10 protein-coding genes are annotated in these 9,406 nt (G+C 62.4%); 4 read left to right on the plus strand and 6 right to left on the minus strand.

Going from position 1 to position 9,406, the window contains the following annotated elements; genetic code table 11:
• On the minus strand, positions 1-270 hold a 270-nt coding region (locus tag CFA80_RS01155), incomplete at its 3' end, for a hypothetical protein (protein WP_245281140.1).
• 11 nt (positions 271-281) lie between these two features.
• Between CFA80_RS01155 and CFA80_RS01035 the strand changes: the two genes are divergently transcribed.
• On the plus strand, positions 282-1,928 hold the full coding sequence (locus CFA80_RS01035) for a GMC family oxidoreductase (RefSeq protein WP_088518516.1): 1,647 nt from the start codon (positions 282-284) through the stop codon (positions 1,926-1,928).
• A gap of 116 nt (positions 1,929-2,044) precedes the next feature.
• Here the strand turns inward: CFA80_RS01035 and CFA80_RS01120 are convergent, their stop codons facing one another.
• Positions 2,045-2,194 (minus strand): hypothetical protein, encoded by a 150-nt coding sequence (locus CFA80_RS01120; protein ID WP_159454607.1) that lies wholly within the window; start codon positions 2,192-2,194, stop codon positions 2,045-2,047.
• Positions 2,195-2,493: 299 nt separating this feature from the next.
• On the minus strand, positions 2,494-3,423 hold the full coding sequence (locus tag CFA80_RS01045; RefSeq protein ID WP_159454608.1) for a tripartite tricarboxylate transporter substrate-binding protein: 930 nt from the start codon (positions 3,421-3,423) through the stop codon (positions 2,494-2,496).
• Positions 3,424-3,634: 211 nt separating this feature from the next.
• Here CFA80_RS01045 and CFA80_RS01050 point away from each other — a divergent pair, with 211 nt between their 5' ends.
• Together CFA80_RS01050 and CFA80_RS01055 are read left to right on the plus strand one after the other, a co-directional pair.
• Positions 3,635-4,507 (plus strand): TauD/TfdA family dioxygenase, encoded by an 873-nt coding sequence (locus tag CFA80_RS01050; RefSeq protein WP_088518519.1) that lies wholly within the window; start codon positions 3,635-3,637, stop codon positions 4,505-4,507.
• Positions 4,508-4,536: 29 nt separating this feature from the next.
• Positions 4,537-5,547, plus strand: coding sequence for a VOC family protein (locus CFA80_RS01055; protein ID WP_088518520.1), 1,011 nt, complete (start codon positions 4,537-4,539; stop codon positions 5,545-5,547).
• A gap of 123 nt (positions 5,548-5,670) precedes the next feature.
• Here CFA80_RS01055 and CFA80_RS01060 read toward each other — a convergent pair whose 3' ends face one another.
• The 3 genes from CFA80_RS01060 to CFA80_RS01070 form a co-directional block, all read right to left on the minus strand.
• Positions 5,671-6,084 carry a hypothetical protein gene (locus CFA80_RS01060; protein ID WP_088518521.1) on the minus strand — a complete coding sequence of 138 codons (414 nt, stop codon included), beginning with the start codon at positions 6,082-6,084 and terminating at the stop codon, positions 5,671-5,673.
• The gene (locus CFA80_RS01065; RefSeq protein ID WP_088518522.1) at positions 6,081-7,361 is read right to left on the minus strand and encodes a patatin-like phospholipase family protein; all 1,281 of its coding nucleotides are present in this window, start codon (positions 7,359-7,361) and stop codon (positions 6,081-6,083) included. Before CFA80_RS01065 ends, CFA80_RS01060 begins: the two co-directional genes overlap by 4 nt.
• A 135-nt stretch (positions 7,362-7,496) precedes the next feature.
• Positions 7,497-8,423, minus strand: a complete 927-nt coding sequence (locus CFA80_RS01070) for a polyprenyl synthetase family protein (protein WP_088518523.1) — start codon at positions 8,421-8,423, stop codon at positions 7,497-7,499.
• Between the two features lie 128 nt (positions 8,424-8,551).
• Between CFA80_RS01070 and CFA80_RS01075 the strand changes: the two genes are divergently transcribed.
• Positions 8,552-9,406, plus strand: an 855-nt coding sequence (locus CFA80_RS01075; RefSeq protein WP_088518524.1) for a glycosyltransferase, incomplete at its 3' end; no start/stop codon positions are given.

The following is a 9,406-nucleotide window of genomic DNA, read 5'->3' on the forward strand; positions in this document are numbered from 1 at the left end:
ATGTCCGACCTTCATGAAATGATGGCAGACGGCGTTGGTTGGCTCGACCGGCGAGCCAAAAATCAAGGCGGCGCGGATTTTCTTGCCCTCGACGAGCCCGCCAGATCGGCGGCCGTCGAAGCCGCATTTGCCTCGGACGACGAAGATGCCAAGCAATTTATCGTCCTGCTGCGATTCTACGCCGGCTTTAATTATTACTCCCACCCCACGATCAAGTCTGCATTTCCCTACACCGATCCGCCACAGCCTGAAGGCTTTGCCGATTTTCAAGATCCGCCGCGATGAAAAACGAAGCGGAATGGGATGCGGTGGTTGTAGGCGCCGGCGCCGGTGGCGCCGCGGCAGCCTACGGGCTTTGCCAACGCGGCATGTCAGTATTGCTGCTCGACGCCGGACCGCAGTTTAATCCGATCGTCGACTACCCATTGACTGAGTCGGATTGGGAGACGCGCGATTTTCCGGAAAAACCCGGCAGTACGGCCTCGGTCACTTTTGCGCCCGGCCAAAAATTGACCGGCGCCGAACCTCTGCTGGCGTCGGGGAGCAGAGGCATGGGCTCATTGGTTACAAGCGGCACGCGCTGGATGGAAAAATACTATCACGTCCGCGGCATTGGCGGCACCACGCTGCATTTCACCGGTGAATCACATCGCATCCATCCCGACGCGATGAAAATGCAAAGCCGTTTCGGCGTTGCCGCGGACTGGCCGATCGATTACGCCGAGTTGGAGCCATTCTACATTCGCGCCGAAGAGCTCATCGGCGTTGCCGGCCCGGCGAGCCAAGGCGCGCGGTGGCGCTCGCGCGGATTTCCCTTGCCGCCCCATCCGCTCTCATACGCGGCCCGGACATTGGGGCGGGGCGCGGCAGCGCTTGGCCTTGATTGGCAAGCCAACAGCCGCGCTGCACTGTCGCTGCCCTGGAATGGACGTGCGCCGTGCAATTACTGCGGCGGTTGCAACAATGGTTGTCCGCGCGGCGACAAAGGCAGCGCCGACGTGACCTTTGTTCCGGCAGCGTTGGCGACGGGCCGCTGCGTCGTTCGTCCGGATAGTCCGGTGCTGCGGATAGAAGCCGGCCCCGGCGACCGCGTGACAGGCGTTCTGGTCGGACGTACCGACGGCACGATCGAACGCATCCCCAGCCCCCATCTCATTCTGGCGTGCGGCGCCGTTGAAACGCCGCGCCTGCTGCTGGCCTCCGATGCGCTCGCCAACGAAAGCGGCGAGGTCGGGCGCAACTTTATGGATACGCTCGGTGTCACGGTGGGAGCGCTGCATCCCGATCCGCAGCACGCGCGCCGCGGTTTGCCTGACGATGCCATCTGCTGGGATTTCAATGCGCCGGATGCCATTCCCGGAATGATCGGCGGCTGTCGAATATATAGCGCTTCCGGCGAGAGCGAGTTAAAGGGATTGGCCGGATTTGCGCTGCGCGCAGTACCCGGTTGGGGCCGCGCGCATGCGCAATCGGTACGCCGCTTGTGGGGTCATTCCCTACACGTTGGCGCGATTGGCGAGAGCCTGCCGAATCGCAACAGCCGCGTCGATCTCGATCCCGATCAGCGCGACCAGTTCGGCATCCCGCTGGCACGTATTTCGGCGTGGCTGGACGAGCCCGACATTGCCCGTCTGCGTTTCATGGCGGCCAAGTCGCGCGAACTCCTCGCCGCAAGCGGCGCGGTGGATATTTTCGAGAGCTATACAACCTGGGACTGGTTCGGCGCGACCCATGTCTTTGGCACTTGCCGCATGGGGGCCGATCCCGCCAGTTCGGTGGTCAATGCCGATGGCCGCAGCCATCGCTGGCGCAATTTATGGATCGCCGACGCAAGTGTCTTTCCTTCGTCTGGTGGCGGCGAAGCGCCATCGCTCACCATTCACGCCCTGGCGCTGCGTACGGCAGAAAAAATAGGAAAGGACGACTGAAATCGACAGTCGGTGTGGAACGTAAGCCGGATTAATGAAGCAAACGCTGCGGTGATAGTGGCGGCTCTTAGCCGCTCATCACTTCAGCCATGAAGGCTTCAATGTGTGCGAGCACTTCAGTGTGTGCGAGCTTTGGGCGGCATTTGACCCGGCACCCAGAACCAGTAGGCCAAGCCGCACGTCCACGCTTCCCAAAACGTGAGCTGCCGGTTGTCCTTGAAATTGGCGACTGCGCCGGTGAAGACGATCAAAGCGGGACAAGCCATCAAAGCCCACGGAAGTGCACCGACATGTCCTGGTGGTCCGGCAGGCACGATCTTTGGCATTACCTTACCCGCTTCCAGCTTTGTCGGTGCAAGTGACACAACCGCGATCAACGCCGCAGCCGCAATAATAAGCCGTCGCATCGCCTGTCCCCCAGAATGCAATCACAATAGATGGTATCGCCGGGACACAGCGCCGGCTATGTCATTTCTGCAACAATCAACAATAATTTCGTGAGATTTCGGGGAGATGGCGGCCCCATGCGTAAACGGCGCAAAGCAATCTTAGGCGATCGAGCTGCTCAGTCGATTCTAATTCCGAGCGTCTGGACGATTGGCGTCCATTTCATGATCTCCGCTTCGATACGTTGCCCGAATATCTCCGGCGATGAATCGACGTCGGGTTCAAATCCTGTCTCGACCAGCATCTTCTGGTAATCGGACTGCGCGAGTAGGGCGTGGTTTGCGGCCGCGATCTGCTTAATGATTGCCTTGGCAGTGCCGGCCGGAGCGAATAGTCCGATGGACTGCTGAGAGATCATCGCCGGCAGTGTTTCCGCGGCGGTCGGCAGATCGCTCGCGGCACCCAAGCGATTTGGACCGGTCACCGCCAGAATCCGCAGCTTGTCGGTGCGGTGAAATTCAATCATTTGCCCGGTCATGGCCGGCACCACCATGGAAACATGGCCGGCAAGCGCGTCGGCAATCGCCGGCCCCGAGCCGCGATACGGCACTTGCAGAAGATCGGGCAGGCCGGCGAGCGACTTGAACAATTCGCCGGTGAGATGATTGAGCGAGCCGACGCCGGCGTGGCCGTAGGACAGTTTGCCAGGGTTGGCTTTATTGTAATCGATGAACTCCGACAGCGTGCCGGCCGGAATCGAAGGATGCACGGCCAGCGCGAAAGGCGAAACTGCGATGTTGGATATCGGATCGAGATCCTTCATCGGATCGTAGAGCGGCCGCGTCTTCAGAATTGCTTCGGTGACGTGAGTGCTCGATCCGCCAAGCAGGAGCGTATAGCCATCGGGACTTGAATGCGCGACCGAAGCAGCGCCGAGCGAACTGCCGCCGCCGCCCTGGTTTTCGACCACGATCGTACCGAGAAGCGGTTTGATCCGGTCCGCCCATGGACGCCCGACCGCATCGAATCCGCCGCCCGGCGGAAATGGAACGATCAGCCGGACTGGCCGCTCAGGATAGGTTGCGGCGCGCGCAGCGGTGGTCGCCAAGCCACGCGCTGCTAATGCGGCCGATCCCAGTGTTATAATAAGGTCACGCCGTCGCATCGTGGCCCTGCTCCCCGGTTGTGGCATTTACCCCGCAAGGTGACGCGGTGAAATTAATGGCGGGCTCCAGGAAGGTCCAGCGCCGCTGGGAAGACAATAAAGTCTCGCGTATGATGTCGCGCTCGCGTAACCACATCTGTCGGAGATTTGCCGCATGCCAATGACGCTAACGCCACTCACGCCTGCGGTTGGAGTGGAAATAGGAAATGTCGATCTTACTGCATTGAGCGCGGCGGAGTTTGCACAAATTGAGGCTGCCTGGCACCGCCATTCGGTGTTGCTGTTCCGCGGACAAAAACTCAGCGATGACGACCTGCTCGATTTCAGCCGACGCTTCGGCGAGCTCGATCCGCCACCTAATCAGGAACGCGGCCGGCAGAGTCCGCCGGGATATCCCGATATCTACGTCGTCTCTAACGTGCTTGATCAGAAAGGCGAACCGATCGGTGCGCTCGGCGCCGGCGAAGCCGTGTGGCACACCGACATGAGCTATCTCGATGTGCCACCCGATGCGTCGATGCTCTATGCGCTGGAAATTCCGCCTTCCGGCGGCAACACCTATTTCTGCGGTATGCAGGCGGTGTGGCAAGCATTGCCGGCGTCGTTAAAGATGAAGCTGGGAACGCGCCGCATCAAACACGACGGAACCTTCAACAGCGGCGGTTATGTGCGCCAAGGCGTGACGCCGACGGACGATCCGCACAAGGCGCCGGGCGCCTGGCATCCGGCCGTGTGCGCGCATCCCAATACCGGCAAGCCGGCGCTTTATCTCGGCCGCCGCCGCAATTCCTACATCGAGGGTTTGACGCCAGCCCAATCGGACGCGCTGCTCGATGAGCTCTGGACGTTCATGGATGCGCCGGAGTTCACTTACGAACACCACTGGCGCGTCGATGATCTTGTGGTCTGGGACAATCGCTCGACCATGCATCGCCGCGACCCGTTCGATAACAGCGCGCGCCGGGTGATGCATCGCACCCAGATCAAGGGAAAAATTCAGCCGAGGGCCTACGTCGCCGCAGCGTGACGCGTTATATGTAGCGGAGGAGAGCGATCATGAATCTCAATGCGCTCGGCTATGTCGGTATCCGCACGCGAAACCTGGAAAACTGGGTGTCCTACGGCACGCGGTTCCTTGGCATGCAGCTCGTCGATCACAGCCGCGGCACGCTCGCTTTGCGCATGGACGACCGCAAGCAGCGCATCATCGTCCATACCGACGAGGACGACGGCCCGTCGTTCTACGGCTGGGAAGTGGCCGATACGGCGGCGCTCGACGCGCTCGCCGCGCATTTAGAAAAATCCGGCGCCAAGGTGGCGCGCGGCTCACGCGCGCTTGCCGACGAACGCCGCGTCAAGGACCTGATCGTCTTTGCCGATCCGATCGGCAATCGGCTCGAAGCGTTTTACGGCGCCGAAGTCGCGAGCGATCCGTTCAAGCCGGGCCGGTCGATTTCCGGCTTCCGCACCGGACCGCTCGGCATGGGCCATGCTGTGCTGACCGCCGAGCGGCTCGATGACGTGCTGCCGTTCTATACTGAGATCCTCAATTTTGAGCCGACCGATTTCATCCTCAAACCGTTCAAGGCCTATTTCTTCCACATCAATGCGCGCCACCACAGCCTGGCTTTCATCGACACCGGCAAGAACGGCATCCATCACATGATGGTCGAGCTTTGCTATCTCGACGATGTCGGACAGGCTTACGATCTGGCGCTGCAAAAGCCGGACATGATCGGCACCACGCTCGGCCGCCACGTCAACGATCACGTCACCTCGTTCTATTCCTATTCGCCATCGCAATTCCTGGTCGAATATGGCTGGGGCGGCCGCACCATCGATACCGCGAATTGGACGCCGCATGAGCGTACCGAAGGCCCGAGCTTATGGGGCCACGATCGCATGTGGCTCACGCCGGAAGGCCGCGACGAGGCGCGCAACTTACGTATCCGCACCGCGCAAGCCGCCGGCCGCGAGCCGGTCAATGTCATGGACGGCAATTACCTGCGCGCGGCGGACGTTTGTCCGTGGTGGAACGCAAATGTCCAAGCAAGGAAGACGGGGTGACTATAGACTCGTCGTTGCGAGGAGCGAAGCGACGACGCAATCCAGAACCTTCCCAGTAGGCTGGATTGCTTCGCTACGCTCGCAATGACGAATCTAAGGCCTACCGGGCTCGAATACGGACCATCAATTCGCCGCCGCACGGCGGATGGCGCTCCAGGTCCCGGAGCAGAGATTGCCGGCGGTGCTCCAGCGGCCCGCTCCGCTCGCACCGCGCAGCCGGCCATAGCCGACCGCATATTGGCCGCCGCTGGCGACGGTGACGGCGGTGGCGCCGCTCGCCGCCACGGCGCCGGCAATCTGATAGCTGAAATCATTAACAGCCTGCACCACGCGGCCGCCGACGATCCGTGCCGGATAACGATAAGTCGCGCAGGGCCCGTAGCTCGTATAGATGGACACGCTCCACAATCCATCATAGGCGCGCGAGTGCGCCGCACGCTTATGCGCCGCTTGCGACGGCGCTGCGGGCAATGCCGCAACCAATGCCCCGATTGCGATTGCAGTCACGAGGCCAAACTTGCTTACAAGCTTGCTCATCTGTTCGCTCCAGGCTGCGGAACGCTCGTCACGCTTGCTGGCGGACTCGGAAAGGGCGGCGGTTCGTCGGCGAACGGATTCGCGCTGTTGCCTTGATCATAGCCGACTTTGAATAACGCTTTCATGTAGTCCGGATCGAAGGCGCCGCGGCTTGGCGCCTTGAAGCCTGCCGGAATGCTGGCGACATTAAAGCCAATGCCGCTGTGCTTGGCGGCGACATAGGCGCGATCAAGCAAAATCCGTAGATCGGCTTTGATCGCCGTCGATACCGACTGGGCAAGAATCGCCGGCGTGGTGCGGTCGATCAATTGGAAGTCCAGCTGCAAGCCGCTGTTCACGACGATGTAAAGCGCGTCCGCCGGAATTTGGTAGCCGCTGGTGCTTGCCATCAGCGCCGGCGGCGCCACGAAGAATTGTCCGCCGACGCCGCCGTCGACATGCATCTCGGCAAAGCGTTTGCCGTTGCCCTCGACATCGATGAGCACCGGCGGGAAAGCGCCCGGGACGCTGCCGGAGGCGAGTAGCACGCTGTGGAACAGCTTGAGCGCCGCGTCGCCGCCATGGCGCGCAATCGCGCCCATGTTCCAGACCACCGAACGCCCGGCGTCGAGATCGGTGGTGACGATGAAGAGGCGTCGCCCGCTTTGATGCGCGGCGGCGATGTCGGCAAGAAGCGCCGGTGTGATTTGCTTGGCGATCAGCTCCCGCAATGGCCAAGTGTCTAGGAAACTCTCGCCGGTGCCGCCGACCTCGAAAATATCGGCGGCCGAAGTTTGGGTGTAGACAGCTTGCAGCGCTGCGTCATAGCGCGCGCCGGCGAAGATGAATGGCGCCATCAATGCGCCGGTGGAGACCCCGGTGACGACCGCATAATCCGGGCGCTTGCCGGCCGCGCTCAAGCCCGCGAGCAAGCCAGCGCCGAAGGCGCCGTCCGCGCCGCCGGTCGAGAGTATCAGCCAAGGCCCGCGCTGTGGCGGCAGCGCCCTGCTGAAGTCGCTCTCGGAATCCGCCCAAAAGCGCGCGTCAGGTATGCCGGGAATTCCGGCAACCGCATCATCGGCTCCAGTAAATGGCGTGCGCGGCGGAAATTTCTGCGGCTGGCCGGCTGCGGCAGGCGCAGACTGGGGCGACGGCGGCGTTTTTTTAACATGTGCGCGGGATTGTTGCCGGTTACCAGATTCCTGCGCCGAAACGCCGGCCTCGTACATGCCGGACGCCGCCACTAAAATCATGGTTGCGGTATAGGCCCAGATCGTGCGGCGGAGACAGCGGTTCATTGGCCACCACAGTATTGTGTCAATTTCCCTTCATTTCTCCATCACCCCGGGCCTGCATCAGCTGGGGGCAACGCTACCTCGCTCGCATCTGAGCGTGACCGCTCTAAGGCAGCGCTCATGTCCATTCATGTCCACTCATGCCCGCCGTTCGGCGACAAAGTGCGCACCTTCGATCAGCATCGCCGCTGCAGCACCGAACGGAGCCAGCGCCGCTTCCGCCTCGGTCACGAGCTGCTCGAGCCGCCGCTTGGCGCCCGGTATGCCGAGCACGCTGACGAAGGTGGCTTTGCCGGCGGCGAGGTCCTTGCCGGTCGATTTGCCCACCAATACCGGATCGCCCTCGATGTCGAGGAGATCGTCGGCGATCTGAAACGCTTCGCCGACCGCCGCGCCAAACCGTGTGAGCGCCTCGCGCTGTTGCGCGCTGGCGCCGCCGAGAATGCCGCCGGCCTGGCAGGCGAAGCGCAACAGCGCGCCGGTCTTCATCGCCTGCAGCATCCGCACTTCGCGCTCGCCGTGACTGACTGTGCCGAAGCGGCCTTCGGCTGCGAGATCGAGCATCTGGCCGCCGGCCATGCCGCCGAGACCGGCGGCGCGCGCCAGCGCATTGACCAGTTCAATGCGCACGGCCGCCTGCGGATGGGTTTCTTCGCGCGATAAAATGTCGAAGGCGAAAGTCAAAAGCCCATCGCCGGAGAGGATCGCGGTGGCCTCATCGAATTTGCGGTGTGCCGTGGGTTGTCCGCGCCGCAATTCGTCATTGTCCATCGCCGGCAAATCGTCGTGGACCAGCGAATAACAATGTACGCATTCCAAGGCGGCGCCGGCCATCAATGCGTTCGGCCGCGGCACCTGGAAAAGCCCTGCCGATTCGACCAGCAAAAACGGCCGGAACCGCTTGCCGCCGCCGAGGCTCGCATAGCGCATAGCTTCTATGAGGCGCGCGGGACGGCTCAGCTCGCCGGCCGCGGGCGCGCTGGCAAGGAGCCGATCGAGGAGGGTCTCGGTCTCGGCTGCGACCGCGTCGAGCCGCGCGAGAAAAGGGCTGTTTTTGCCGCTCATTTTAGGGATTGCCCCGCTCAGCCTTGCTCTCCGGTTCCTATATCAGGTCCTGTATTTAAGCGATAACCAAAGCCCGGCGCGGAACGCCATTGAAGGGACCATCTGTGGCGCAGGACATTATAGGGTCAATGGTGCTGGCGATCTGGCTCTATCTGATCGCCGCGCGCGGAGGATTTTGGCGCGCGGCCGAGCGCGACGACGCTCGCCTGCCGCCGGAGGCAATTGCCATGCAATGGCCGCCGGTGAGCGCCGTCGTACCGGCGCGGGACGAAGCCGAAACTGTCGGCGAGACCGTCGGCTCGCTGTTACGCCAGGACTATCCGGGAACGTTCAACATAATCCTGGTCGACGATCAAAGCCGCGACGCCACCGCCGGCGTCGCGCGCGAGGCCGCGGCGGCGCCGGGCGCCAGCGAACGCCTGACCGTTATTTCGGGGCGGCCCCTGCCGGCAGGCTGGACCGGCAAGCTGTGGGCGCAGCAGCAGGGGGTGGAATTCGCCTGCAGCATGCCGCATGCCCCGGATTATTTGCTCTTTACCGATGCGGATATTGTTTTTGAACCCGGCGCGGTCGCTTCGCTGGTGGCGCGGGCAGGGCATGAGCACCTGGTGCTTAATTCGCTGATGGTGAAATTGCGCTGCAAGAGTTTTGCCGAGCGCATGTTTGTGCCGGCGTTCGTTTTTTTCTTTCAGATGCTCTACCCGTTCGCTTGGGCCAATGACCCGCGGCGAGAAACCGCGGCGGCGGCCGGCGGCTGCATGCTGGTGCGGCGTGACGCGTTGCAGACGGCTGGCGGCTTGGCGGCGATCCGCGGTGCGCTGATCGACGATTGCGCGCTGGCGAAGCTTCTCAAGCCGCAGGGGCCGATTGCGATCGCACTCACCGAGCGCGCGCACAGTCTGCGCGCTTACCCTTTAGTTCATGATATTCGCAGCATGGTGTCGCGCACCGCCTATGCGCAGCTTGGCTATTCGCCGCTCTTG

It is taken from the genome of Rhodoplanes sp. JGI PP 4-B12 (assembly GCF_900188135.1).

Coding starts and splice junctions, on each gene's coding strand:
- CFA80_RS01035 (WP_088518516.1), top strand. CDS start 282: ATGAAAAACGAAGCGGAATGGGATGCGGTGGTTGTAGGCGCCGGCGCC.
- CFA80_RS01120 (WP_159454607.1), bottom strand. CDS start 2,194: ATGGCTTGTCCCGCTTTGATCGTCTTCACCGGCGCAGTCGCCAATTTC.
- CFA80_RS01050 (WP_088518519.1), top strand. CDS start 3,635: ATGCCAATGACGCTAACGCCACTCACGCCTGCGGTTGGAGTGGAAATA.
- CFA80_RS01055 (WP_088518520.1), top strand. CDS start 4,537: ATGAATCTCAATGCGCTCGGCTATGTCGGTATCCGCACGCGAAACCTG.
- CFA80_RS01060 (WP_088518521.1), bottom strand. CDS start 6,084: ATGAGCAAGCTTGTAAGCAAGTTTGGCCTCGTGACTGCAATCGCAATC.
- CFA80_RS01065 (WP_088518522.1), bottom strand. CDS start 7,361: ATGAACCGCTGTCTCCGCCGCACGATCTGGGCCTATACCGCAACCATG.
- CFA80_RS01070 (WP_088518523.1), bottom strand. CDS start 8,423: ATGAGCGGCAAAAACAGCCCTTTTCTCGCGCGGCTCGACGCGGTCGCA.